This window comes from Bacillus sp. M6-12 (genome assembly GCF_002860285.1).
Lineage (GTDB): Bacteria > Bacillota > Bacilli > Bacillales > DSM-1321 > Peribacillus.
In genome coordinates, this window is record NZ_PGVF01000009.1 from 207496 (window position 1) to 233403 (window position 25908).

Consider the following 25908-nt stretch of genomic DNA (forward strand, 5'->3'; position numbering starts at 1 on the left):
GAATTAAGACCTAATTATATTAATATAATAATTACGATAAGTAAAGAGAATTGTTTACCATTAGAAATGAATAACCGCATAAACTTTCAAACCCCTGCAAAAACACGAGTAGTTCTGACTGGTTCTGATACAAAACTGATGAGAGATTCTGACGAAATGGAATTCAAAGTAATGAGCAGGCTCGGGCACAAACTCCTTAATGCTAGAAAATTTGATAAACAGCAATCCGGTGTATTTTTACAATCAGCGGGAGGAACATTGTTCCTATTTTTAATAAGGGTGCAGTAGAGAGTGGCCAAAATGAGTATATTATGATTTTCGATCCTGTTAAGGACCCATCCTCGAAGTTGGCGAGGATATTAAAATACCTTTAATCTAGCAGGAATAGTTTTATTTACAGCTACCATCCCTGGTTTTCAATGGTAAAATGTGTTTATTAAAACATGATCCTTTAAAAACGGGGTGTACATATGATGATTAAAAATATACTTATAGCAGGAAATTATGAAGAGGAATTCAAAAAATATGTTCCGGAATATCTGTCAAAGGAGTTCCGGTTTTTGTCTGCCGAGGATATTACGGAAAATGATCTAAGCTGGGCTGACGCATATGTCGGGTTCAAACCATGTCCATCGTTTCATTTAGCGAATATTAAATGGGTTCATTCCTTTAATGCTGGTGTAAATAACTATCTGGAGATTGAAGGCTTGAAGGATCATAATGTCCTGCTTACTCGTACGGTATGTTCGTTTGGCCAGCGGATCAGTGAATACTGCTTAAGCTATATACTCCGTGAACTGCAATATCATCAGGAATTTCAGCAAAAGCAAAGGGAAAAGGCATGGGAGCAGAGAACACCTAAAATGCTGCGCGACCAGACAATTGTAATTTATGGGACAGGGGCTATTGGCCAAGAGGTGGCGAAAACTTTTGATTTTTTTGGTGCCAATGTTATCGGAGTGTCTCAAAGCGGAAAATCAAAGCATCATTTTAATGAGGTTTCCGATACAGCATCTGCAGCTCATTTACCATCTATAGCGGATTGGGTTATCAGTACGCTGCCGCTGACAAAGGAAACTAGCATGATGTTTAATAAAGAATTTTTCAGCCAGCTGAATGGTTCTTTCATTAATGTTGGCAGGGGGGCAACAGTGGATGAGGATGCTCTTATCGAAGCACTGGACACCGGGAACTTGCAGTCCGCTATCCTTGATGTATTAGCGGAGGAACCACTTCCCAAAAATTCAAGCCTGTGGGCAAGAGAGAATGTTACCATTACCCCTCATATTTCCGCTTTAACAGAACTAAGTGAAGCCATCACATGCTTTCTAGAAACGTTAAGCAAAGTAGAAAATAACGAACCGCTGCCAAATAAGGTTGATTTTTTGAAGGGTTACTGATAGACATAGATCCAGCCCGGGCCAGATAACACATCAACAAAGAATAGTTCATCAATTTTTCTTTTAAGAGTTAGGCTATGTTAAATAATATTGTTGTTTTGTTGATCTTAAAAGGGACCTTCGTGGTAGAAGGGCTTTTGCCTATCTTCTGACATGGCCTTGACTATTGATTAAAAGCAAATAAAAAAATAGTAAATTGCTTGTGTCTTAAACAAAATAGGTCTCTGTTAATTTTCGAACAAAAAAATCGAAAAGAACTTGTTTATGATAACAATGATATATTACGATTAATTAGCAAAATATGTGGATATAAGGACAGTTAAGGGCGGGAATAAGATGGATGAATATGTACGCAAGGAAATGGAAGGACTTTATCAAGAAATAATCAATGCATGGAATAATAGAGACGCGAAGGGAATGGCTGTACTATTCACTGAACAGGGAGTGCAAATTGGATTTGATGGCAGTAAGGTAATCGGATCAAAAGAGATTTTTTCACATCTTAACCCAATTTTTGAAAGCCATCCTACAGCTTCTTTTATAACCAAGGTAAAAGATGTGCGCCACATAGGATCGGATGCCGCAATATTACATGCCATTGCAGGAATGATTCCACCAGGAAAAAACGATATTGAACCTAAGGTAAATGCCCACCAAACTTTGGTTGCTGAAAAGATAAACAATGATTGGAAAATTCAGCTCTTTCAAAATACACCTGCTCAGTTTCACGGGAGACCAGACTTAGTTGAGCTAATGACTGAAGAATTAAGGCAAAGTATAAAACAGAAGTAACAGAAAGTCTTATTTATATCATGGCGTTCCTCAAATAATGAGTAACCTTTCACTTTTCCTGATAAGTTTGTGCTATACTGTGATTAATAAAACCGGAAGGGATGATGGGCGGACGATGAAGTTCTAATCTTATTTTTAAAATTTGAAATCACATATTTCAAATCATAAAAAATAGGATTAGTCTGCCCATTTTCAATAAATTGTCCAGCTATTAATGAAATAGCTTATTTGATATGAAAAGGTACGGCTAATCCTCCCAAATGAACTGGGAGGATTTTTTATTCTCCCTTTAATGAAAGGGATAGATTATATGAAAGAACTTTTAAAATTATCCAATATTAGCTTTGAAGTAAATGATTTAAATGTTTTTGAAGCTATAAATGCGAGAGTACAGCAAGGGGATATTATCGGTGTTATTGGCAAAAATGGTGCTGGCAAATCTACATTGCTGCAATTAATTAACAACGACTTGGTGCCGGCACAAGGACAAATACAGTGGCTGAAGCAAGACTTGATAATTGTTATGGTCGAACAAGAAACCGAGTTTCATTCTTCTGAAGATAAGAATTCTTTTGAAGCCAAATTACTTGAGAAATGGAACGTACCTGCCCGCGATTTTTCCCAATTAAGCGGCGGGGAAAAATTGAAGTTACGACTTGCAGAAGGTCTTTCAAAAGATGCAGAGCTTTTATTATTAGATGAACCAACAAACCATCTCGATGAGCAAAGTGTCGAATTCCTCAAGAATCAAATCAAGAATTACAAAGGTACCATTATTTTTGTTACGCACGATCGTTATTTTTTAGATGCTGTTGCAACAAAAATATGGTCGATTGAAGGGAAAACGCTTATTGTACACAAAGGAAATTATTCCAGCTATATGGAGGCTCGCAAACAGAAAAGACTTACCCAGCAGAGGGAATATGAAAAACAGCAAAAAATGGTTGAACGGATCGAAGGACAAATGAAAGAGCTCACTTCCTGGTCGAATAAAGCTCACGCACAATCAACGAATAAGGAAGGATTTAAAGAATATTATCGCGTAAAAGCAAAGCGTATGGATGCACAAGTAAAATCAAAGCAAAAGCGTCTTGAAAAAGAGCTTGAAAAAGCAAAGGCTGAACCTGTTGAACCAGAATATACTGTAAGCTTTTCAATTAAAGCAAAAAACAAGACAGGGAAACGGTTTCTGGAAGTTAGGAATGTAGCAAAATCCTTTGGTGGTCGAATACTATTTAAGGACGTCAATTTTACGATTCAGCATGGTGAAAAGGTTTCGTTAATGGGTCCAAACGGCAGTGGAAAAACGACTTTATTGAAAATAATGGTTGGGCAGGAAACGGCTGAAGGGGAAGTTTGGATTTCACCATCTGCAAAAATGGGCTACTTAACGCAGGAAGTGTTTGATTTACCGCTAGAACAAACACCCGAGCAGCTATTTTATAAAGAAACATTCGAGGCGAGAGGGAAAGTCCGAAACTTAATGAAGCATTTAGGATTTATGACATCTCACTGGACAGAACCCATCAGGAATATGAGTATGGGTGAGCGTGTGAAGTGTAAGTTAATGGAGTATATACTTAGAAGAAAAAGATGTTCTTATTTTAGATGAGCCGACGAATCATCTTGACCTGCGTTCCCGAGAACAGCTGGAGGACACCCTGGCAAAGTATAACGGAACGCTAATCGTCGTATCGCATGATCGTTATTTTCTCGAAAAAACGACAAGCAGCAAACTTGTTATCTCGAATAACAGCATACAAAAGCAATTGAATGAATTTTCTCCCAGAAGAGATAATCTGGATGAATTACCATTAATGCTTGAAACGGAGAGACAAGAAGTGTTAGGAAAGCTTAGCTTTATGACTCCAAAAGATAAAGAGTACACAGAACTCGACAAAAAATTTAAAGAAATTACGAAAAACATAAATGAATTATTGAAAGAAGAATAGAGATCTATGAATTCTTTGTAATCTTTAATGGTAAATATGGGCATGACCCCGGTACAATACCGAGCTCATGCCCTATGATATACTTGAAAATTATTTCTGCCCATTTCTTTTTCCTGGAATCCATATCTATAAACATAACCGCTATTTTAAGTATTGTAGGTTTTGCAGATTCTGTCTTTTCTATTTCTACGTAATAAAATAATATTAAAAAAGGAATATTTATTCATAGATACTATTAATAATAAGTTTTTTAAATATTTTAAAACTTCATTGACATAGAAATATCATTAACTTAATATTAGTAGAATAATATTTATATTTATTCATCTGCAACAAGAAAGGAAGAATGTTATTGAAGGTATCAACAGGGCCTGGCCAATATGTCAGAAAAGCGGGATTATTAACCGAAGCAGGAATATACATAGAAGAACTCGGTCGTACGGCAGTACTTATCGGAGGTAATACCAGCAGACAAATCGTTGAAGAGACTTTATCAAAGAGTTTATCTGAAAAAGGGATATCACTAATGCAATCTATTTGGTACGGAGGCGAAAGTTCTGCAGCTAATATTAATAGGCTGGCAGAACAATTGAATCCTTCTAACTATGATGTTCTTATTGCAGCTGGCGGAGGAAAGGCGATTGATACAGCAAAAGCAGTTGCCTATCGCGTTAACAAACCGCTGGTGGTGATTCCCACCATTGCTGCTACCTGCGCAGCGGCGACTTCGATTTCTATTATATACAGCGATGAAGGTCAATTTCTTGAGATTAGCCGGGATTCTAAAGCTCCCGAACTAGTGCTTGTAGATTCAAATATTATTTTGCATGCACCTGTCCGCTATTTGATCGCCGGGATTGGCGATACGTTAGCAAAGTGGTTTGAAACGAGAAGCTCTATTAAAAAGGCTGTGCCTACTGTTATTAACCAGACAGCCATTTCAATCGCTGCCAATCTTTATCAGACCTTGCTCGACACTGGGAAAGATGCTGTTACCTCCATTCAAACGAAAAAGTTAACAAAAGAATTAGAAGATATGGTAGATGCTATCATTTTAGTGAGTGGCAGTGTAAGCGGATATGGCGGGGATGATTGCCGGACCGCTGCGGCACATGCTATTTATTCAGGGTTAACCATCTTTCCTGAAGTTCACCAAACCTACCATGGTGAAATTGTGGCCTTTGGTATTCTGGCTCAGCTATGTATGGAAGGTTCAGATGAAGAGGAAGTCAAAACATTAATTAGGTATTATCAGGAAGTTGGTTTGCCATTTACCTTAAACCAAATGGGGATCAAGGGCTTAACTGAGCTCCAATGGAAAGAGCTCGGTGAAATCACCGTTACCATTGAGGATATGGCGAATATGCCATTTGAGGTTACACCGGATATGGTTATATCAGCAGTCAGCCAGGCTGAAAAATATGGAAATGAGATGCTTTAATTTATTACATATATATAGAAAACAGGGGGATTTATCGTGAAAAAGTGGTTAGTTATCATATGTAGCTTTTTATTAGTTTTTGCATTGTCAGCTTGCGGGAAAGAGCAGGCATCCGGTTCTGAAGGTTCAAAAAAGAAATCTTCTGAGCCTTTGAAAGTTACCTTGCCTACCTGGACCGGCTATGGACCTTTATTCTTAGCAAAAGAAAAAGGATTCTTTGAAAAAAATGGTATTGATGTTGATCTTTCAATCGTTGAGGGTTTAGCAGAACGTAAACAAGCTTTAGCTAGCGGGAAAATTGATGGCATGGCTACGGCTCTGGATGTTCAAGTAACATTAGCAGCTTCTGACATACCGGTAAATGTGGTCTGGATTTTAGATGATTCTTACGGTGGGGATGGAATTCTTGTCAAAAAAGGAATCAATGATGTGAAAGACTTAAAAGGGAAAAAGATGGCATTTGAAGTTGGTTCAACCAGCCATATGCTAGCATTAACAGCGTTAAAGCAAGGTGGTTTAACAGAAAAGGATGTAGAAGTAATCCAAATGTCTGCAGGTGATGCCGGTGCTGCATTTGCAGCCGGAAAAGTAGATGCAGCTGTAACATGGGAACCTTGGTTATCAAAGGGGTCTCAAGCAAACGGAAAGATTTTATTAACAACAAAAGATCTGCCTGGAATTATTGTAGATACAGTAAGCTTTAAAGAAGACGTTATCAAAAAACGCCCAGACGATGTAAAAGCATTTGTAAAGGCAATGGGTGAAGCAATGAATTACTGGAAAGAAAATAAAAAAGACGCAGATGAAATTATGGCAAAAGGCCTTAAGATCGATACAGCAGAATTTGTGGGAACGGAAGAGGGCTTGAAGTTTTACTCGAAAGAGGACAATGCAGAATTATTGGGAACAGAAAGCAAAAAGGGATCCATCTATGAAGCAGCAGAAAATGCTATTACCTTCTATAAAGAACAGGGTATCATCACAAAAGAACCAAAAGCGGAAGACATTATTAACCCAAGCTTCCAATAATAATTTCTGATTTTGTAAGATATTTTTGATTAATTTCAGAGCCTAACTTATGAGACTCTCATATGTTGGGCTTTTTTAAAACATTAAGAGAATTGGGTGGGTTGAATGCTAGCAAAATATTTTACACCAAATAAGGAAATACCCAAAAAGCTTTATACTTCGGCAGGATTACTTACGTTTATTATATTTCTAGCCGTTTGGTCTGCCTTAACATATGGCGGAGTTGTAAATGCGTTGTTTTTACCAACACCAACGGCCGTTTTAGCCACAGCTATTGATTTATTTGCCAATGGAAATCTTCTTTCCGATATCGGCATCTCTTTTTCGAGGGTTTTAGTAGGATTTCTTGTGGCTGCTGCCATCGGAATCCCGTTAGGCATTTTAATGGGTTCATTAAGAATTATGGAAGGCGCTTTTGAACCCATTATTGGGTTTATCCGGTATATGCCCGCATCTGCCTTTATTCCGTTGTTAATTTTGTGGATTGGCCTAGGGGAAGCAGAGAAAATGAGCGTCATTTTCCTGGGAACCTTTTTTCAGCTGACCCTTATGATAATGGATGTAACAAAAAATGTTCAAAATGAGCTAATTGAAGTTTCTTATACATTAGGTGCAAAAAAGGTGCAAGTCTTTACGAAAGTAATTTTACCCGCTTCTTTGCCAGGCATTGTAGATACATTAAGGATTACCTTCGGCTGGGCTTGGACGTATTTAGTGGTTGCGGAAATTGTCGGGGCTTCCAGCGGATTAGGCTATATGATAATGCAGGCGTCCCGTTTCTTGCAGCCGGATAAAATTATTGTTGGTATTTTAATCATCGGTCTATTGGGACTTTTAACAGATATGATCTTTAAAGCAATTTATCGGGCTTCATTTTCATGGATGAGAAAGGATGGTTTGTAAGATGCTCTCACCAAAAACAGTATATGCAGATAAGAATATGACTCAGATGGGAAAACCGAAACTGGAAATTAAAGATGTTGGAAAAGTGTTTAAAACAAAAAGCGGGGAGACAACAGCTTTAGAAAAAACGTCCTTTTCAATAAGCGAAGGGGAGTTTGTCACCATCTTAGGACCTTCGGGGTGCGGTAAATCGACTGTTCTTCGAATTGTTGCGGGCTTGGAAGAAGCCACTTCTGGACAAGTGCTGCTTGATGGTGAACTCATCCATGGGCCAGGTCCTGATCGAGGCATGGTTTTCCAATCTTATACGTTATATCCTTGGTTAAATGTCAAAGAAAATATTACCTTCGGATTAAAATTAAATGGTATTTCGCAAAAAGAACGGGACGATGTGGCCAGACACTACCTGCAGCTGATTGGTTTGGAAGGCTTTGAAAAACATTATCCAATCCAATTATCGGGCGGTATGAAACAGCGTGTTGCCATTGCCCGCGCGCTTGCTAACGATCCTAAGATTCTATTGATGGATGAACCTTTTGGCGCATTGGATGCCCAAACAAGAAATATCATGCAAGAAGTCCTGTTAAAAGCATGGGATGAGAGCAAAAAAACAATTTTATTTATCACACATGATGTGGATGAATCTATTTTTCTGGCCGATTCTGTCTATGTGATGACCGCAAGACCTGGGAAATTGAAGAAAAAAGTTCCAATTACCCTAGAGCGGCCACGGGAATTCAGTATAAAAGGTACATCTGAATTTGCCCTTTATAAGGACGAATTGCTGTCGCTCATCAGAGAAGAAAGTTTAAAATCAATATAGGAATTAAATTCGCTTTTAAATGATAAAGCAGTCTTTATCTAGTTATCTGCAAAATTGTACATAATAGAAACTATGTTTGAATAACGGAAAGGTGTATGGTTAATGTGAAGATAGAGTCTTTTTTTCCTGAAAACATAAAATCGGCCCTTAATAATGAACCACCAGGAGAATGGATGCCATTACTTCCGGATGGCTGTATTCGCCTGAGCTCAGGCTATCCGGCATCTGCGCTGGTTCCTGCTGAACAGCTAAAAACTGCAGTCACCAACCTGCTAGAAGAGGAGCAAGATTTGCCGCTCCATTATCTGGGAAGTCCAAGTATATCTAAACTAAAGCAGCAGATACAAGCAAGATTATCAGAACGGAATATTAGTATTTCAAATGAAGAACTCTTGATAACAGCTGGCGCCTGTCAGGCGATCGATCTGATTGCGCGTATTCTCCTGGACAATACAGCAGTTGTGGCTGTAGAATCTCCCACTTATATGGAGGCAATAGAGATTTTTAAGAACTATACGGAGAATTTTATTAGTATTCCAGTAGATAAAAATGGACTACAGACAGATCTGCTGGAAAAGGTGTTGGCCGAAAGGAAACGCAACGGACTAACTCTTCCGCGTTTTCTTTATACTATACCAACGTTTCAGAATCCTACAGGTACGACCATGGCGGCAGAGAGGAAAAAGCATGTTTTGGAGCTTGCCAGCAAATATAACTTCCTCATTCTAGAGGATGATGCTTATGGTGAACTAAGCTTCCATAAAAATCTCAAGCCGCTTAAAGCATACGATAAAGAAGGCCGGGTTCTGCATGTTGGTTCATTATCAAAGGTTGTTGCTCCAGGCATGCGAATTGGCTGGATAGCAGGATCAAGTGAATTAATCACGGCTCTAGCATGGTTTAAAAAAGACCTGGACCATCCTTTTGCTCAGGCTACTATGGCAGTATACCTGGAAAACACTAATTTTGAGGAAAGGCTCCAGCATTTAACAAACACGTATCAGGCTAAATGTGGTGTGTTACTCTCTGCACTGGAACAATTCCTTCCAGAATCAGTTACCTGGTATGTACCAGAAGGGGGTTACTTTGTATGGGTGAAAATCCCTGGTGTCGATACATCGCAAATGTTAACGGAAGCTCTATCGGTAGGAGTTTCATATATTCCGGGCAAATACTTTTTCCTGGATCAAAAAGACGGTATTGAGTTTCTCCGCCTTTCGTTTAGTTATGAGGATGAAGCAAATATTATTAGTGGAATTCAAAAGCTGGGAAAAGTGATAAATTCCATTCTTGTATAAAATATAGATAAAAAACGAAAAAAAGATTCAAGTATGGAAAAAGCAGGTGCGGATATGGATACATGGATATTTTTTGTTATCATTTTAATTGCCTCCATATTGCAAACGAGTACGGGTTTTGGGTTTTCCATACTGGCAACTCCGTTTCTGCTATTGATATTTGATCCAGCGGAATCCATCCAAATTAATCTAATTTTATCTTTAGTGATTTCTTGTGCTTTGCCAAAATTCGAAAGGAAATTGATTTTGCAATCGTGAAACGATTTGTTGCAGGAAGCATTGCAGGCCTTCCAATCGGAATGCTCATTTTTCTGCTAGTTAACATGAACTTTTTAAGTACAGGAATAGGCGTCATTATTTTGGCATTAACAGGTATGCTGATACTTAAGTTTCGGATCAGGCAAAGTAAGAATAAAGAGGAAACAAATAAAACAGTCTGGATTTACAGTGGAATGGCTCTCCCAATTGTATTACTCGGTTTGTTTCTCGGACAAATATTATTTAAGAAGATTAAAAAAGATCTTTTTCGAATAGTTACATATATAATTCTGCTTTTTACTGGAGTTTATATGGTTATAGACGGATTACTTTTTTAATATTCAGTTTTTCATCCCAGGAGAGGAAGGGGATAAGGGATTAGAAATAAATTCGTCCTCTAAACAGAATTGGACTCAGATTTATCAAAATCAGGGAGAGATACAGCCTATATGTGTAAGTTGAGTTCATGCGTTTTTAGAGCCGCTTTTGCCGCACATCACAGCCCGGGTATTGCTGATTTAATCCGAAGAAGATAAAACAATGCCAGTACGCTTTTGAGAAAGAATGAGCAGTTAAATGAGAGATCACTTATAGTAGTTAAAATTGCAGGCCATTTTAGTTATCAGGATGAATCTTAAAAAGTAAAAGCGTATCCTGCTGAATTCTTGGTTGAGTTCGGATCTGGTTTGGAAACAAGGGGAAAAAAGATTGCCGCCGCTTTATAGGCGGTTTGTTTTTGTAATTATGTTATTGATTAGCATGGCGCTATCTTAATGAAAGTAATACATGGAAATGCAGCGGAGTTCAAAAACGAATTGAAGACCTGGGATCTCTTTTTAACTGATTTCTGTAAGCTATCCTGCGGGTTTTACATCATGCGTAAGAGCGTTGAGCCCATTTTTCCTTGACGGTCGCAACAGCAAGAATGGAATCGACTTTAAATATTCTAACATGCTGCTTGCCTAAGCAATAGGCGTGAATGTATTTCTCATTAAGGGCATTTACTAATATTGTCCTTTTTGTGATTTCCTTTTTCCTGCTTTGATAAATAATTTCTACAGCTATATTTTCCTTTAGAGACTTATTCAATAAATAGTTCATTAAATACAATCCCTCCTTTTATTATTATTTTATACGAACATGCATTCTGTTTCAAGTTTAACGTTCGAACATTTGTTCCTGTGTTGAATTTTGGCACTTTGTTGATTGGAGCGGATATCAACAGGAAATTTTAGCAGAACTTTGCGATTAAAAGATAACAGATCTTACCGGAAAAGAAGGCGGGGAATACTAGGGGCTTCAGGAATTATTGCAACTTGGGCTTATATAGGTATGAATATGAAAGTTAAACTTGAATCAGTGTTCATTTTGGAATTAGTGCATCCATTTTTAGGCAAACCCTCAGTTACTCATTCGAATATTCCTCAATATATTGCTTCAATTCTTCTTTAACTTCTTCCACCGTTTCATCCAGTAATTCACCGATAATTTTGCTTCCAGGAAGCATCTTAGAAGTGGGCATACCGAGGAAGAACCGTTCGCATTCCCATATTTTAATGATATGTAAATCAATAAGTTCTCCTTCTTCATTTGCAAATCCTATTGAAAAAGAGGAACTGTATCCAGGAATAAAAGGGTCCTCGCCCTCTATATTGAACTCAGCGTCAAAACGGTACTTCTGAGCAAAGAAAGATTGATATTCATTTAACAATCTCACGGCATGTTCTTTTAACGCCAATTCAGTAATTTTAATCTTATCTTTTAATTCTCCAGTGAAATCCTTTTGTTGATATCTCATATCTCATTAACTCTCTTTTTCCGTTAGTTGTAAGTTATTTTACATGTTGAAAAAGACACAGCCTCATTTAACCATACTAACCTGAGTTTATTTTTTGGTTTTTGCTTCGTAATATAAAGGTTAACTGTTTAAAATTTCCAAAGCAATAGAAAAGAGCTGCATACGCAACCCTTTATTTTCATTTATATTATTTTTATTGATTACCATATGAACAATCCGACTACCATTGCACTTAGAAGTGATACAGCCATTCCACTTACTAGTAACTTCCAAACATTTCTTCCAATAATGTGTGCTTTTTCTTCATCAACGACGGAATTGAACGTTCCGTAAATCATTCCAACTGTACTAAAATTTGCAAATGAAGTTAGGAAGGTCACCGCAACCGCCACTGTATGCGGAGCCAATGTGTTAATCTTATCCTTTAAGTCCAGCATTGCCACAAATTCATTTGTAGCAAGCTTTATTCCCATCAATTGAGCGACATACATGGCATCCTTTCCAGACAGACCGAGCAAGTATGCAAATGGGCTGAAAATAAAGGAGAATATTTTCTGAATGGTCAATCCGTCAGCAAAGAATCCTAAAATTCCATTTAAACTAGCTGTCAGAGCTACATATCCGATAACCATTGCCGCGATGACAATAACCATACGGATACCGACGAGCATACTGTTCGAGATGGTCGAAAAGAAATCCTTACGCTGCCCTTTATCCGGAACATAAACGATATCTTCCTCTTTGCTTACGTCAACTGGGTTTAACATGTTTGCAATCAATAACGCATTCAAACAGTTTAACGGGATCGCTACAAAGACATATGTAGCCGGAACCATTGTTAAATAAGCTCCTATGATGGACCCGCTTATACTGCTCATACCCATGATTCCGAAAGTCAGCAACCGCTGCTGACTTAAGACGCTAAGCTGATGCCGGAGTACTGCAAGTGCTTCCGTGTTTCCCAAGAACATCATTTGAATTGAGAAGAAGCTCTCTAGTTTTGGCAAGCCTGACACTTTTGCGATGATCCAGCCAACTTTGTCAATAATCCAGGTTAGTATACCGAAATACATCAGTATATCAAAGAAGGTGACTATAAAGATGATAGGCATCAAGGCACTAAAAAAGAAATCGACTTGTTCATTTGCCATAGCAGAAGGAAAGACGAAAGAAATCCCTTCATTTGCACATGAGATTAGCCATGTAAAGAAAGATGCGATTTGATTAATTACCCAAGTACCGATTTGGGTCGATAACATAAACCATGTAATCAGAAATTCTACCACTAATAACAGCAAGATGAATTTCCATTTTACGTTTCTTTTATTTGGTGAGCATAAATAAACTAGACCCAGTACAACTAATACTCCAATTGCATTCAAAAGAAAATACAAACTCTCTAACCTCCTTTTTTTCATTATTCCCATAAAAACTTGAATACATAAATAGCCCTTATTTTTCACATTTTCAGCCATAAGACGGAAAGTATGGAAAAATAAGAGCTTAAATGAAAAGATTCAGCAAAGCGCCGAGGAGGCTCCCCAACCGCCACTAGAGCGGAAATCAACAGCAAAGTTTAACAGAACCATTTTTTAAAAGAGAGCAGAACCTGTTCAAGAGGATAAATGTAAATGACTTGGAGGATTGTGGAATCCAATATCCAATAATCTTATTTCTTTAGGTGAAAAGGAACAGTCGTGATTACTACGTTTCTTCGATAAAGCAAAAATGTCCGTATTAGCAAACTCGATTGGTTATGAAGGATATTATGCCAGCCTTTTTTGGGTATAAATTGTGGTATAATAACCGTAACACGGTAATTCGATTCACTGGCTTTATGCTCAACTGTATCCACAAATTTAGTCAATGGCTGAATAATACTTCTATAATGAGAATGAAGAGTCACCAGTCTCACGTCAGGCTGCCACTTCTTCCATTTCTCCTCAAATTTCTTCTCATCATCTCTTTCAAAAGCAACATAAACGGCAATTATCTGATCTGCTGAAAGTGACTTAGCGTATTGTAATGAGTTTTCTACAACATGTGTGATCCCAGCGACAGGAACAATGATAACATTTCCTTTTATCGGCAAGACTGGCTCACAAGTTGATAATCTCAATTGATCTCCCACCGCTTCGTAATGCTTTCTAATGCGATGAAATATAATGATAATGATTGGAAGGAAAACCAAGATTGACCATACCTGTGCAAACTTTGTCAAAAAGAATATCATGGTGACGGTAAAACTAATAAAGGCACCAGTAGTATTGGTAATGAATTTAGCTACCCAGCCTTGAGGCTTTTCTCTAATCCATTTGAGCATCATCCCAGTCTGGGAGAGTGTAAACGGAATAAAAACACCTACTGCATAAAGTGGGATAAGATGTTCTGTTTGCCCTTTAAATGCAATAATGAGCATAATTGAAAAAAGTCCTAGGATCAGGATTCCGTTGGAGTAACCCAGCCTGTCTCCTCTAACTGTAAACATTCTTGGGATAAACTTATCTTTTGCTAAATTAACAGCCAGTAAAGGGAAGGCAGTATAACCTGTATTGGCAGCAAGAATTAATATCAAGGCAGTTGTCCCCTGAATAAAATAGTACATAAAGTTACGCCCGAATATTTCTTCTCCAATTTGCGAAACGACAGTTACTTCTGCCCTGGGTGCAATTCCATAGTAATAAGCCAGGAAAACAATCCCTGAGAACAGTACTGCAAGGAGTGCTCCCATAGCCATTAATGTTTTGGCAGCGTTGTTTGCTGCAGGATCTTTAAAATTGGGAATAGCATTGGAGATAGCTTCTACTCCAGTTAAAGCAGAGCTGCCAGACGCGAACGCTCTCAGTAAAATAAATAAACTAATTCCGGCAATTGGTGTCCCTACGGGTGTATGATGTTCAGCGGGAACCTGGCCTGTTAAGATATTGTAAATCCCTACGCCAATCAGGATAAATAACGCGAGCACGAACAAATACACTGGATAAGCTAATATAGAAGCGGATTCAGTCACACCTCTTAAGTTCAAAATTGTAATAAAAATAACAAAGATGCTGGCAATCAATACATTGTGTTCATGTAAAGCAGGGAATGCAGATGTAATAGCGTCTGTTCCGGCAGAGACACTCACCGCCACTGTCAATATATAGTCAACTAATAAAGAGCCGCCAGCGATTAAGCCTGGAGTTATACCTAGATTATTCTTTGAAACAACATAAGCTCCTCCTCCATGAGGGTAGGCGAAAATAATTTGCCGATAAGATAAAATAAGGGCTGTCAGTAAAATTAAGACGCCAACGGCAATAGGAATAGAATACCAGAATGCTGCTGCGCTAATGGTTACCAGGACAATCAGAATTTGCTCAGGACCGTATGCCACGGATGATAATGCATCAGAAGATAGAATAGCTAATGCTTTTGTTTTGTTAAGTTTTTGCTCCCCTAATTCAGTGGATTTTAAAGGTCGCCCAATTAAAAACCTCTTTATGGAAGAAATCATGCAGTTACACCACCAAATTTTTTAAATTAGTATTTACTAATGAATTAAGAAGTTGTAAGAAAATAAAAAAGTCTTCAGGCCATGGTTAAATAGACCTGAAGACATTAAAATTTTGTCTCACAAGTTCCACCTTCCTTCTCTTATAACGCTTACGAGGTTAGCTGTCGGATTCGGGCCCAGAGTAGCCCTACCTTAAAAGGATTCACCCCATGGATTCTTACAATTCCACTATAATGGTTCCCCCGCATCATATGATTTCAGCGATTTAGAAATATGAAACTGTTGTTTATAATACTCCTGTATAAAGAAAATGTAAATGATAAAAATGTAAAGATAAGCAATTTTATTGTGGAATTTTGTATTCAAGTTTTTGGCTATTTAATAACGAAGGAAAAAGGAGGGTGATAAAATGGATAAAGATAAGGTTCCTTTCTTTTCTAATGAGTTTTTAGATGATCTGGCGAGAGAAATAAATGATCAATTTGGTTTTCCAAATAAATTAGACAAAAAAGTGACTTCTGAAAAAAACGATAAGGACGAAGGTCACGGTTAAAGTCAAAATTAATTATTAACCCAAAGATTTAGAAGATCATTTTTTAAATTAGTATATACCCAATCAGTGCTTACTTTTCCGCAGTATATATTCTAATCTTACTGCTGTTAGCGATCTCCATTAGTGAGATTGCCTTATCAAAATTGGGAATAAAGCTTTACTCTTTGGCGCTTGCAATTAATTGCTATTTCTCTGATTTTTGATGAAAGGAATGGATATAAAAAATATTTATCTAACTGGACAGTGGGGAACTATTCAAGGAGAGCTAAAGCAACAAGCCTCTTTTCGAAAGTTGATGCTCGGGAAGGAATGTGAAAAATATGAAAATCCGCTGCAGCATAATACAGCGGATTTTCGTATGTTAGAAGAACCTTTTCTTCCAGAAGAAGTATTAAACAATTAGTAACAAAACATTTCTCGGTCATTATGATACTAATGGTATTGCGTAAAATATATGAAAGGTGTTTTCATCTATTGATAAAAACTGGATATTAACAATGATTATTGTATAGTCTATTTCCGTTTCAGGATATTTATATTGTTAAGGTGTTGTTTTTTCTCTTGTGATGAAAGAATAAATAAATCCAACTAAGACATAAAATGATCCAAAGTAATTCTTTTAGAAAAATAAGTACCTGCATAAAACTTTTTACTCCATTTCCAAATCATTACAGCACAAACAAATTATTATGGGTTCAATTTAATCTAATAAATACACATCTCACGAACGAAGAAAATGCCACTTTAAAAATAAGGAGGCTTTTTTTTATCCATCTTAAAAAGGCAGGGTTAATAAAAAGGGGACCCGCGATTTTATAGATTTGTATATTACGAAATAAAATTTGACATGAAATAAGATGGGATTCCCGGTCTAATCATTTTTCTTATCCAATTTGTCAGATATAGTTCGTAGAATTTGGTTTTTTTCTTCCTGGATTTTCAGGAATTTTACCAAAAACCAAATGATAAACACTACAGGGGCTAAGTAAAAGAAGATAGATAAGATAGGTAAAATCGCAAAGGCTGCGTCCATATAAATATAAGCTCCTTCCATTTTGGGTAATTATACCATAAGAACAGGTTTGCGTTAGACAATTTAATAGCTTCAGGCCATTACAAAAGATAAAGTTCAAATATGAATAGAAGGAACTAGTCAATTTTGGAAGAGGAAAAGATTCTTTCATATTATTGGTTACGATAAATCCAGGAGATTTTCATTATTTAAAAAGCTCCTATTCAAAAATTGGGAGAAGGGAGATAATGTTGTCCCGATTAGTATTGATCTGCGATTCGGATGAATTAACATGCGTTTTGGATGAAATAATTTGAATTCCGATAAATTAATTTGCGATTCGGAAGAATAAATGAAAATTGGGATAAATTATGCTGCTATTCAGATTTTTCTGCCCGAGTAATGATGGTGCATTTATCCGATCCGGAAGTGTAATATTAACGATGAGCAGTCAAGTTTTTAAGCGGGGTGGAAAGCATTGATGATGGAACGGCGAATCGCAGTGGCTAACGGCAGTGAGCCTGCCGACTGTGTAATCAAAAACGGAAAAATAGTGGATGTTTTTAATGGAGAGATCATTAGCGGAGATATTGCTATTGCAGACGGTTATATAGCAGGCATAGGATATTATGAAGGAAAAAAGGTCATTGATGCGCAAGGTAAATTCGTTGCCCCTTCCTTTATTGATGGCCACGTTCATATCGAATCATCCATGCTGACACCTGCAGAGCTGGCGAAGGTCCTGCTTCCGCATGGGGTAACAGCAATCGTTGCCGATCCACATGAAATTGCGAATGTTGTTGGAGCTGCCGGAATTCAATATATGCTGGATTCCACTGAAAATCTTCTAATTGATTTTTACTTTATGCTGCCCTCATGTGTTCCAGCGACACCATATGAGAATGCTGGAGCAGTTTTGGAGATGGAGGATTTGGAGCCATTTCTTACTCACCCCCGTGTTTTGGGACTTGCTGAGGTAATGAATGCTCCGGCGGTTATGAATTGTGAGCCTTCCATGATGAAAAAAATTTCTGAGACGCAAATGGCCGGAAAAAAAGTTGATGGCCACGCCGCAGGGTTAAAAAGCCATGAGCTTAATGCCTATATGTCAGCAGGAATCAGAACAGATCATGAAGCGACAACATTGGAAGAAGCAAAGGAACGGATTCAAAAAGGCATGTACCTTATGGTCCGGGAAGGAACGGTTGCCAGAGACCTGAAAAATATTATCGGGGCTGTAACCGAGAGCAACTCCCGCCGCTGTGTTTTTGTCACGGATGACAAGCATTTGGACGATCTGCTCCATGAAGGCAGCATAGATTTTAATGTGCGATTAGCTATCGCCCAAGGAATAGCACCGATCACCGCGATCCAAATGGCTTCAATTAATACAGCAGAATGCTTTGGACTAGCAAATTTGGGAGCAGTTGCCCCAGGATATATAGCTGATTTCCTTTTCCTTGATGATCTTGATTCAGTAAATATAACGCAAGTATTTAAAAACGGCAAGTTAGTCGCAGATAAGGGTAAACTGGCCGATATTGCTGCATCCTCACAGGATAAGCCTGCTCTACAATTTTCCGGAACTGTCCATATTCAAGAAATTTCAAAACAACAACTGAAAATCAAGCTGGATTCCAACCTGGCAAATATAATTCAGGTGATCCCCAATAGTTTGTTGACCAAACATGTAATTGAAGAAACGACACAGGATGCAGAAGGTTATTTCCAGACATGCATAAGCAAAGATCATCTTAAACTCGCGGTTGTTGAGCGGCACCGAATGACTGGCAACATCGGTCTTGGAATCGTTAAGGGATTTGGGCTTAAATCAGGAGCGATTGCAAGCACGATAGCACATGACTCCCATAATGTGATAATAGCTGGAACAAATGATGATGATATGATTACGGCTGCTATGGCAATTAACGAGCTGCAAGGCGGTATTGTTGTTATTCAAAATGGACAGGTCATCTCTTCCCTGAAACTTCCGATCGCGGGAATTATGTCGGATCTATCCTATAAAGAAGTGTATAAACAGTTAAACTTATTAACGTCCTCTCTGGAAGTGATTGGAGCCAACACATCCTTCAACCCATTTTTGACACTTTCGTTTCTCGCTTTGCCTGTTATCCCTGAATTGAAATTAACTGATTTGGGACTTTTTGATGTGACAAGGTTTACTCATATTTCAATTGCACAATCGCACTGACTATACAAAAACCTGGATTCAGTTTGGCTGCTGATTTCAGGTTTTTTAAAATGAACGTCGTGTCTCTGTTCCAGGCAATCCTTTAGACTGACTATTCGCTTTCACTTTTTCCTGATATCCGGCTCCAGCGCCCAGCCCTTCGCATGTTGTGACCCAAGAACCGGCACAACCCTATTCTGGGCTGACCAGGTCGCTTCCGCTTTTCTGGCTACCGATATCTTTCTTCTTTAAATGGATTGGCGGTTATGGAGTACCCCAGATCCTCCCAAAAACCCGCTTCATCATGCTTCATAAACCGGATCCCGGAGAACTATTTGGTTCCCTTCCATAAATAAAATGTTTTAGGCGGAATAAAACGAAGCGGATCACCGGGCTTTGGTGAAAGGTCTTCCAACTGGTGCTTGACTATCCTTCCAGCGTTAAGCAAATAAAAAATCATCCCCCAGCAAGTCAGCAAGCGAGAGGTTTGCTGAAAATCCAAAGCGTTCGCCGTCCATATAACCGTATATTTTGACATACGATACGTTTTCCTCAAGCTCTATGAAGTTCAATAGATCCCGAAATGCAATGCCTTATATCCACTTTCGCCTCTCTGGTTCCGCTACTGGTTATATTAGTCGTTAATAAATTAATATTTGACCAATATCGTGGTGCCCTATACATAAAAGCCTCCATTTGCCCGCGTGTTACCAAAGAGTTTGGCTGATAGATTAAACCTGGGTATCCATTCGTGACCTCGGATGCCGCTAGTCTATCTAGTTCATACTAAGCATTAAACTTGTTTTATTTATTTCGATTGTTAAAATAAAATCAATTCTTCACTAAGGGGTAATTCAAATGACTAATATACAAATCCCTGTTTCTGTCTTAAATCTGGCTCCGATACGCGAGGGTAAGGACAGCAAGCAGGCTATACAAGATCTTGTGGACCTGGCACAGGTTACGGAGGAAATGGGGTATAAGCGCTATTGGATAGCTGAGCATCATAATACTCCGACGCTTGTAAGTTCTGCCACGTCGATTTTAATCAAACATGTGCTGGAACATACCAATACAATCCGTGTTGGCTCCGGAGGAATAATGCTGCCTAATCATGCACCATTGGTTGTTGCTGAACAATTTGGCACAATGGCTACGATTTATCCAGATCGAGTTGATCTCGGTCTTGGCAGAGCACCTGGCACGGATATGATGACAGCGAGCGCACTTCGCCGTTCGAAAAATGATTCTGTGTATACTTTTCCAGAGGATGTCCAGGCTTTGCTTACATACTTTGGTCCATTAGAGGATCAAAGCTATGTGAAAGCCCATCCAGGAGTTGAAACCAATATCCCGATTTATATCCTGGGTTCATCAACGGATTCAGCCTATTTAGCGGCTGAATTGGGCCTTCCATATGTATTTGCTTCACATTTTGCACCAAGATATATGGAAGAAGCCATCAGGATTTACCGTGCACGCTTTAAGCCATCCAAGTATTCGGATAAACCTTATATGATGATTTGCTTGAATGTAATTGCAGCTGAAACAGACGAAGAAGCAGAATTTTTATCAACAACCATGAAGCAATTCTTCCTGAATGTTGTAAGAGGGTCGCAAATGAAGCTAATGCCTCCAGTGGAAGATCTTGATTCCCTTTGGAGCCCAATGGAAAAAGAGGCAGCTGAAGGGATGTCCAGTGTAACGCTTATGGGAAGTAAGGAAACAGTCAAACACCAGCTGACAATGTTCCAGGACATGTATAATGTTGATGAAATCATGGCCGTGTCCTATATTTATGACGAAGAAAAACAAAAGCGTTCGTATGAAATTTTTAAAGACATTGTGGATGGAAAATAAGCAAGACAAAGGAGAATGAAAATAAATTCACTCTCTCAGACTGCAGGCAAACTCGATGAAATGGAGTTTGCCTGCAGTTATTTTTTTGGCCTGTTAATGGGGTCTGTTGATTTCCATTCCAGTCGCTTCGCTTTCCGCGGGCGGGACAGGTGAGCCTCCTCGTCGCATGCTCCTGCGGGGTCTCACCTGTCAAGCTGCTCCCGCAGGACGTTGAATAAGCATCCTAGAATAAACACCGTACGAAGGAAATGCGAATGCATTTTCGAGGATCTCGCGCCCTCCACTCCAATCATCAGGCTTATAAACGTTTGTTTATCGATTTTATTTATTTAAATATTACTGGAGCTAGCAGCATCACAATTAGAAATGGTGTCAAAAGAGGTATATAATGAATCTATCAGCGCCTGATTTATCGAAAAAGATTGCTAGGTTCTAATATTTGGGAATCACGTGCAAGAGCACTGTGATTCTTTTTTATTTGTTCACATTACATAAATAATATAGAAAACTTTGTATGAGCTGCAACTTTTTAGCATTCTTATACGTGGTTTATATGAAAGGGGGGGCAAGGGTGCAGCTTGAGGAGGCATACAAATTATATGTTAACGATTTATATCGTTATCTGTTTTCCCTTTCCAGAGATCATTATATTGCCGAGGATTTGGTGCAGGATGCATTTTACCGGGCTTATGTATCATTGGACGATTATGAAATCAGCAACATTAAAGCTTGGCTATTTAAAGTAGCTTACCATGCGTTTGTTGATTATCAGCGGAAAAATAAAAGAGTAATATTCGAGGATGGCGTGCTGGATCATTTGGATGCCAACCTTGAGACTCCTGAAAGAATGATGGTAGAGAAGGAAGCATTTAAGTTGCTGATTAAGGATGTGAATTCCCTTCAGGAGAATGAAAAGCATGCTATATTGCTCTGTGATTTGCATGATCTTCCCTATCAGGAAGCGGCCGAAATTCTCGAGTTAAAACTCAATACTTTTAAAAGCCATTTATCCAGGGGAAGGAAAAAATTAATGGAAGTCGTGAAAGAAAGGATGAACAAAGATGGCGGATAACTTCGATAATGAAGAAAAAGATTATAAAACTTTCCTGAATGAAACAAAACAGGACTTTAAGGATAATATTGGACTTTCAGAAGGAGAGCAAAGAAGAATTATTCAAACAGGCAGAAATACCGCAAGAACAACCAATATTATGGTTAGCCTGGCAATTCTTCTGCTTATAATCCCAGTGATGACTATATTAACCTATGGATTTTATTCTATTGGAGGGAGAGCCGACAAGCTTATTGATGTGGCTGCCAAAACAATTTATGTAACAGAACCAAATATGAGTCTGGAAGAGATGGAAATTGAGGATGAAATCGGTTTCTTTTCAATGAATATTCTGTTTGACGTTTATAAACGTATTGGCAATGAGGACTATAAGATGGGAGACTATGATATTCGGTTTGCACTTGATGAACCGGACTTTCCTAAAAAAGAGCTTTTGCTTGAACATCCGCTTTCGGAAAATCCTAAACCAGAAACCGAAAGATTGTTTCATCCGAATGCGAGTAACTTCGGTTTTTATTCCTCTGAGTGGACGACCTTAAATAAAATACCGGATGGAACGGTAGCCGAGGTATATCTCTCCTTATCAAAGCTAATGTCACCTAAACAAGTCGAGGATTTAATGCCGTCTAATGTGGAGGTCCGGTGGCTGGCGGTCGATACTGGAATGGAAAAAAAGCAGGTCGATTCAGAGGGAGTGCCGATTACCCCGCTTGGATATCCTGCCCAAATTGACACGACAATATGGTCACCGTTTAATGGACGCGAGCAATCCAATGAAGAAGTGTTCGTGGATATTTTAGAGCTGCTGAAAGAAAATCAGGAGGTTTCAACAACTGTGGCGAGAGCAAAATCTCTTGCTTTAGAAGATCGCCTGGCCTATGTCAAGAAGCATGGCATTTCAATTTATGGAGCAGTTGTAACGGGGCCGACTCCTGAATTAAGGAAGCTTGAAAACATGAAGGAAATTAGCATAATGAGAATGGGAGAGGTGAAATTATGGAACTGGGAGTAAAAAAAACACAAAGAAAAACTGGTAGGGCCCAGACGATTTCTGGCTTTCTCTCATTTTTAACTGCTTTGATTGCGCTGTCAGGAGTTAACGCAGCTTTATTAATCAAAACAAACGTTTTTCCTAATATATTTTTGATACAATTTCCGTTTATTGGCGTGTTCCTGGGCATTGTTGGTTTATTAACAAGAAAAAGGTCCAGAATGTTCGCCTGGTGGGGATTAGGATTGAATACGTTTATTCTCATCTTTACCTTTATGATGTTTATTTTTGCTATGTCTATTAATGCTAAGCCTTAAAAAAGTTGTTTTAATAACATGTGTTTATAGATTCGAGTACCTGAAAAGAGAAGGGCTTCTTTTAACAAACATAACGATACTATATAATAAAGGCATTCTAGCATATAGAGAAATAGGTGAACCAACCATGAATACAACGATTAATGATATTGCAGAGCTAGCGGGTGTTGCAAAAAGTACGGTGTCCAGGTACTTGAATGGCGGCCACGTCAGTGAAAAAACAAAAGCCAAGATACGGAAAGTAATCGAAGAAACCAATTATGAACCCAACTCCTTTGCTCAAAGTCTCAAAGCGAAAAAGACGAACTTTATCGGTGTAATCGCTCCAACGCTTGATTCATTTGTTACTTCTACGGTGCTCATGGCGATTGATGAAGAACTCCGAAAACGAGAATATACAACACTTATTATAAGTACCAGCAAGCATGTGCACAGGGAAATTGAAAGCTTAATCAGCTTGTCGCGCCAGAAAGTGGATGGCATTATCCTTATCGCAACTGGGGTTACAGATAAACATATTGAAACAATTAAAGCGATTCAGATTCCGGTTTTGATTGTTGCTCAGGAAGTAGATCAATGCAATTGTATCATTAATAATGATTATGATGCGGGGTATGAAATGGGGCGGTATATCGCTGGAAAAGGGCATCAATCAGTAGCTTATATAGGAGTAACAGAAAGTGATATCGCGGTTGGGCAAAGGCGGAAACAAGGAATTATGGATGCACTGGCACAGGCAGGTGTCACCGATGTTCACACGTTCTTATCCGGCTTTGATTTTCAAGATGCTGCCAGAGTCACGAAAGATATGCTTGAATCGTATACTCCTACAGCGATCATTTGTGCAACAGATACTATTGCATTTGGTGCCATGAAAACAATTTCGAGGCTGGGGAAAAAGGTTCCGGAGGATATTTCACTGACTGGATTTGGCGGATACAATATCTCTGAAGTCATCCATCCTGCTCTTACGACAATCCGATTTAAAAATCAAGCCACTGGTGTCATGGCCGCTAAGGCGATCATGAAAATGACTGATGGAGAAGAAGTCCCGCTGCTCCAGGTAACCGGTTTTGATTTTCTCGAAGGAGAAAGTGTAAAGAAAATTAAATTGTGATAACGTTTTCAAAAAAGTGTTGCGAATTGCTTTCGACTGTATTAGAATGAATTTGCGGAACCGGTTCCCGTTAAAGAGAAGTTTTTTGGCGGGAGCGAGCGGTTATTTTTTTAAATATTTTTGGAACCGGTTCCAAAAAGTAAAGGGAGGAAATAGAAAATGGCTAATAAAAAAATAAAGTCCAAATACCTGCCTGCAGTTAAAGAAGTTATTAGATTAATAGGCGGAAAAGAAAATCTACAAGGTGCAGCTCACTGTGCGACAAGGCTCCGGCTTGTATTGAAGGATAATTCTCTGGCAGACACAAAGGCAATCGGCGAGCTCGACTTTGTAAAAGGCTCGTTTGTAGCCGGTGACCAGCTTCAAATCATTTTTGGTGCAGGCACTGTAAATGATGTTTATGCAGTATTCGTTGAGGAAGCAGGAATTTCGGGAATGTCTCTTGGCGATGTTAAACAGCAATCGGCCCAGAAACAAAATGCCTTCCAAAGAAGTATCAAGGCGCTATCCGATGTGTTCGTGGAAATTATTCCAGGCCTTTTGGCAGCGGCACTTTTAATGGGTCTTACTGGGCTGCTAAGCCAAAAGGGAATTTTCGGTCCACAGTCAGTTGTAGAAATGTTCCCTGTAATTGCAGGCTTTAACCGCTTTATTTCAATTATGTCTACTGGGATTTTCACGATATTGCCGCTTCTGGTTGTTTATTCTGCCACAAAGCGTTTCGGTGGAAACCCGGTACTCGGCCTTGTATTAGGTGCGATTATGCTTCACCCTGACCTGGCAAATGCTTATCTTGTTGGTAATGGAACAGTTAAACCGGAAGTTATCAATCTGTTTGGATTGAAGGTTTCTCTTGTTGCTTTCCAGGGGGTATTATTATTGCGTTAATGATGGGTCTAGTAGTAGCAAAGCTTGACCAGTTCTTTAGCAGGAAAGTACCGGATATGATTAAACTTTTCCTTTCACCGTTTTTAACCATTGTTGTTTCAGGATTACTATTGTTTTCAGCAATTGGTCCATTCGGCCGTCTGCTTGCAGATGGAATTACGTCTGGATTGATGTGGTCAGTTGATAATCTTGGCATTGTTGGTTTTATGCTGTTTGCTGGTATCCAGCAGATTATCGTTATTACAGGTCTTCACCATGTTATTGGGGCAGTAGAGGCCCAGCTGATTGCCGATACAGGCTTCAACTTTATTATGCCGCTTATGTCAGTAGCCTTAATGGGCCAGGGTGGAGCTGTACTTGGATACACTCTTGCACTTTGGAAAAATAAGAAGGCAAGACAGATTGGTGTATCAGCGTTTGGATCAACTCTTTTTGGAATTTCAGAACCTGCACTTTTTGGTGTAAACGTTAAATATAAGTTTCCTCTTATAATGGGAAGCATTGGCGGTGCGATAGGAGGAGCCTATGTCTACCTGACAGGAATTAAAGCACTAGGATTTGGGGCAACAGCAATCCCTGGATTTGCGATTATGGCAGCAAAGGGAAACGGACATCTTCACTATGTAATCGCGAATGTTTTAGCACTTGCAGTTGGAGCCATTTTAACAGCTGTTTATTTAAAAATTAAAAAACCAATCTTAGATTAAACTTTTGATG

The 25908-nt window shown here is 38.7% G+C and carries 19 protein-coding genes, 5 pseudogenes and 1 riboswitch; of the genes and pseudogenes, 18 read left to right on the forward strand and 6 right to left on the reverse strand.

The window, feature by feature from the left end; translation table 11 throughout:
- The first annotated feature begins 470 nt into the window (after positions 1-470).
- From CVD28_RS12785 to CVD28_RS12825, 9 genes and pseudogenes are all read left to right on the forward strand, one after another.
- A complete protein-coding gene (locus CVD28_RS12785) occupies positions 471-1400 on the forward strand; it encodes a D-2-hydroxyacid dehydrogenase (protein ID WP_101592752.1) in 930 nt (309 codons plus the stop codon).
- 336 nt (positions 1401-1736) lie between these two features.
- Entirely contained in the window at positions 1737-2192 is a 456-nt protein-coding gene (locus tag CVD28_RS12790; RefSeq protein WP_101592753.1) for an SgcJ/EcaC family oxidoreductase, read from the forward strand.
- A 310-nt stretch (positions 2193-2502) separates the two neighbouring features.
- Positions 2503-4144: pseudogene (abc-f, locus tag CVD28_RS12795) on the forward strand (ribosomal protection-like ABC-F family protein).
- A 352-nt stretch (positions 4145-4496) separates the two neighbouring features.
- Positions 4497-5585 carry an iron-containing alcohol dehydrogenase family protein gene (locus tag CVD28_RS12800; RefSeq protein ID WP_101592754.1) on the forward strand — a complete coding sequence of 363 codons (1089 nt, stop codon included), beginning with the start codon at positions 4497-4499 and terminating at the stop codon, positions 5583-5585.
- A 36-nt stretch (positions 5586-5621) separates the two neighbouring features.
- Complete coding sequence (locus tag CVD28_RS12805; protein ID WP_101592755.1) at positions 5622-6614, forward strand: ABC transporter substrate-binding protein; 993 nt, start codon at positions 5622-5624, stop codon at positions 6612-6614.
- 105 nt (positions 6615-6719) lie between these two features.
- Complete coding sequence (locus tag CVD28_RS12810; RefSeq protein ID WP_101592756.1) at positions 6720-7517, forward strand: ABC transporter permease; 798 nt, start codon at positions 6720-6722, stop codon at positions 7515-7517.
- 1 nt (position 7518) lies between these two features.
- Complete coding sequence (locus tag CVD28_RS12815; RefSeq protein ID WP_257985854.1) at positions 7519-8340, forward strand: ABC transporter ATP-binding protein; 822 nt, start codon at positions 7519-7521, stop codon at positions 8338-8340.
- A gap of 104 nt (positions 8341-8444) precedes the next feature.
- Positions 8445-9638 (forward strand): aminotransferase-like domain-containing protein, encoded by a 1194-nt coding sequence (locus tag CVD28_RS12820; RefSeq protein ID WP_101592757.1) that lies wholly within the window; start codon positions 8445-8447, stop codon positions 9636-9638.
- 54 nt (positions 9639-9692) lie between these two features.
- Positions 9693-10234, forward strand: a pseudogene (locus tag CVD28_RS12825) (sulfite exporter TauE/SafE family protein).
- Positions 10235-10769: 535 nt separating this feature from the next.
- Here the strand turns inward: CVD28_RS12825 and CVD28_RS12830 are convergent.
- From CVD28_RS12830 to CVD28_RS12845, 4 genes are all read right to left on the reverse strand, one after another.
- Positions 10770-10997, reverse strand: a complete 228-nt coding sequence (locus CVD28_RS12830; protein ID WP_101592758.1) for a WYL domain-containing protein — start codon at positions 10995-10997, stop codon at positions 10770-10772.
- A gap of 304 nt (positions 10998-11301) precedes the next feature.
- On the reverse strand, positions 11302-11694 hold the full coding sequence (locus CVD28_RS12835; RefSeq protein ID WP_101592759.1) for a hypothetical protein: 393 nt from the start codon (positions 11692-11694) through the stop codon (positions 11302-11304).
- 200 nt (positions 11695-11894) lie between these two features.
- On the reverse strand, positions 11895-13088 hold the full coding sequence (locus CVD28_RS12840; RefSeq protein WP_101592760.1) for a NupC/NupG family nucleoside CNT transporter: 1194 nt from the start codon (positions 13086-13088) through the stop codon (positions 11895-11897).
- Between the two features lie 275 nt (positions 13089-13363).
- Entirely contained in the window at positions 13364-15190 is a 1827-nt protein-coding gene (locus tag CVD28_RS12845) for an APC family permease (protein ID WP_101592761.1), read from the reverse strand.
- 130 nt (positions 15191-15320) lie between these two features.
- Positions 15321-15463, reverse strand: a riboswitch (cyclic di-AMP (ydaO/yuaA leader).
- A gap of 136 nt (positions 15464-15599) precedes the next feature.
- Here CVD28_RS12845 and CVD28_RS28100 point away from each other — a divergent pair.
- The 3 genes from CVD28_RS28100 (at position 15600) to ade (ending at position 18967) form a co-directional block, all read left to right on the forward strand.
- Positions 15600-15743: a hypothetical protein gene (locus CVD28_RS28100; protein ID WP_180954148.1), complete on the forward strand. Its 144-nt coding sequence runs from the start codon at positions 15600-15602 to the stop codon at positions 15741-15743.
- 211 nt (positions 15744-15954) lie between these two features.
- On the forward strand, positions 15955-16146 hold the full coding sequence (locus CVD28_RS12850) for a hypothetical protein (protein WP_142384773.1): 192 nt from the start codon (positions 15955-15957) through the stop codon (positions 16144-16146).
- A gap of 1090 nt (positions 16147-17236) precedes the next feature.
- Positions 17237-18967 (forward strand): adenine deaminase, encoded by a 1731-nt coding sequence (ade, locus tag CVD28_RS12855; protein ID WP_101592763.1) that lies wholly within the window; start codon positions 17237-17239, stop codon positions 18965-18967.
- A gap of 208 nt (positions 18968-19175) precedes the next feature.
- On the opposite strand, the pseudogene CVD28_RS28790 reads toward ade, so the two are convergent.
- Together CVD28_RS28790 and CVD28_RS29285 are read right to left on the reverse strand one after the other, a co-directional pair.
- Positions 19176-19539 (reverse strand): annotated as a pseudogene (locus CVD28_RS28790) (molybdopterin-dependent oxidoreductase); the annotation flags it as partial.
- Positions 19499-19708: pseudogene (locus CVD28_RS29285) on the reverse strand (hypothetical protein); the annotation flags it as partial. The pseudogenes CVD28_RS28790 and CVD28_RS29285, both read right to left, overlap by 41 nt.
- A gap of 96 nt (positions 19709-19804) precedes the next feature.
- Here CVD28_RS29285 and CVD28_RS12865 point away from each other — a divergent pair.
- From CVD28_RS12865 to CVD28_RS12895, 6 genes and pseudogenes are all read left to right on the forward strand, one after another.
- The gene (locus CVD28_RS12865) at positions 19805-20806 is read left to right on the forward strand and encodes an LLM class flavin-dependent oxidoreductase (RefSeq protein ID WP_101592764.1); all 1002 of its coding nucleotides are present in this window, start codon (positions 19805-19807) and stop codon (positions 20804-20806) included.
- Positions 20807-21377: 571 nt separating this feature from the next.
- On the forward strand, positions 21378-21878 hold the full coding sequence (locus CVD28_RS12875; RefSeq protein ID WP_101592766.1) for a sigma-70 family RNA polymerase sigma factor: 501 nt from the start codon (positions 21378-21380) through the stop codon (positions 21876-21878).
- On the forward strand, positions 21868-22890 hold the full coding sequence (locus CVD28_RS12880; protein WP_101592767.1) for an anti-sigma factor: 1023 nt from the start codon (positions 21868-21870) through the stop codon (positions 22888-22890). Before CVD28_RS12875 ends, CVD28_RS12880 begins: the two co-directional genes overlap by 11 nt.
- On the forward strand, positions 22875-23186 hold the full coding sequence (locus CVD28_RS12885; RefSeq protein WP_101592768.1) for a hypothetical protein: 312 nt from the start codon (positions 22875-22877) through the stop codon (positions 23184-23186). The genes CVD28_RS12880 and CVD28_RS12885 overlap by 16 nt, the downstream gene beginning before the upstream one ends.
- 127 nt (positions 23187-23313) lie before the next feature.
- The gene (locus CVD28_RS12890; RefSeq protein ID WP_101592769.1) at positions 23314-24303 is read left to right on the forward strand and encodes a LacI family DNA-binding transcriptional regulator; all 990 of its coding nucleotides are present in this window, start codon (positions 23314-23316) and stop codon (positions 24301-24303) included.
- 159 nt (positions 24304-24462) lie between these two features.
- Positions 24463-25898 (forward strand): annotated as a pseudogene (locus tag CVD28_RS12895) (PTS transporter subunit EIIC).
- The last annotated feature ends 10 nt before the right edge of the window (positions 25899-25908 follow it).

Coding starts and splice junctions, on each gene's coding strand:
- CVD28_RS12830 (WP_101592758.1), bottom strand. CDS start 10,997: ATGAACTATTTATTGAATAAGTCTCTAAAGGAAAATATAGCTGTAGAA.
- CVD28_RS12790 (WP_101592753.1), top strand. CDS start 1,737: ATGGATGAATATGTACGCAAGGAAATGGAAGGACTTTATCAAGAAATA.
- CVD28_RS12785 (WP_101592752.1), top strand. CDS start 471: ATGATGATTAAAAATATACTTATAGCAGGAAATTATGAAGAGGAATTC.
- CVD28_RS12885 (WP_101592768.1), top strand. CDS start 22,875: ATGGAACTGGGAGTAAAAAAAACACAAAGAAAAACTGGTAGGGCCCAG.
- CVD28_RS12890 (WP_101592769.1), top strand. CDS start 23,314: ATGAATACAACGATTAATGATATTGCAGAGCTAGCGGGTGTTGCAAAA.
- CVD28_RS12865 (WP_101592764.1), top strand. CDS start 19,805: ATGACTAATATACAAATCCCTGTTTCTGTCTTAAATCTGGCTCCGATA.
- CVD28_RS12835 (WP_101592759.1), bottom strand. CDS start 11,694: ATGAGATATCAACAAAAGGATTTCACTGGAGAATTAAAAGATAAGATT.
- ade (WP_101592763.1), top strand. CDS start 17,237: ATGATGGAACGGCGAATCGCAGTGGCTAACGGCAGTGAGCCTGCCGAC.
- CVD28_RS12815 (WP_257985854.1), top strand. CDS start 7,519: ATGCTCTCACCAAAAACAGTATATGCAGATAAGAATATGACTCAGATG.
- CVD28_RS12850 (WP_142384773.1), top strand. CDS start 15,955: ATGGATATAAAAAATATTTATCTAACTGGACAGTGGGGAACTATTCAA.
- CVD28_RS28100 (WP_180954148.1), top strand. CDS start 15,600: ATGGATAAAGATAAGGTTCCTTTCTTTTCTAATGAGTTTTTAGATGAT.
- CVD28_RS12810 (WP_101592756.1), top strand. CDS start 6,720: ATGCTAGCAAAATATTTTACACCAAATAAGGAAATACCCAAAAAGCTT.
- CVD28_RS12845 (WP_101592761.1), bottom strand. CDS start 15,190: ATGATTTCTTCCATAAAGAGGTTTTTAATTGGGCGACCTTTAAAATCC.
- CVD28_RS12880 (WP_101592767.1), top strand. CDS start 21,868: ATGGCGGATAACTTCGATAATGAAGAAAAAGATTATAAAACTTTCCTG.